The sequence below is a fragment of the Pantoea sp. GbtcB22 genome (genome assembly GCF_019091025.1).
GTDB lineage: Bacteria > Pseudomonadota > Gammaproteobacteria > Enterobacterales > Enterobacteriaceae > Pantoea > Pantoea leporis.
Genome location: NZ_JAGXKB010000098.1, coordinates 1 through 288, shown reverse-complemented (window position 1 = coordinate 288; position 288 = coordinate 1). Strand labels below are relative to the sequence as shown.

The 288-nt window shown below is 59.7% G+C and carries 1 protein-coding gene; it reads left to right on the top strand.

Annotated elements, in window-relative coordinates; all coding sequences use genetic code 11:
* Positions 1-288 (top strand): ABC transporter substrate-binding protein (locus KVT28_RS24910; protein ID WP_217550816.1); only part of this gene is annotated, 288 nt, incomplete at both ends.

Sequence of the window (288 nt, the reverse complement as noted above, 5' to 3'; positions counted from 1 at the left end):
ATGCCGAAGGGATTCGGGCGCTGAAACCGACGCTGGTGCTGAGCAGCGAGCGGGCAAAACCGCCGCTGGTGCTGCAGCAAGTGGCACAAGCTGGCGTAAAAGTGGTGGATGTCACCGGCAAAAACAGCCCCGACGCCATCGCGGAAAAAATCGCTACCATCGGCAAGGCGCTGCATCGTGAAGAGGAAGCCAACGCGCTGAGCGAGAAGGTCAACAAGCAGCGCGCGCAGATCCCACAAAATCCGTTGCCGATCAAAGTGCTGTTTATCATGGCGCACGGCGGCATGC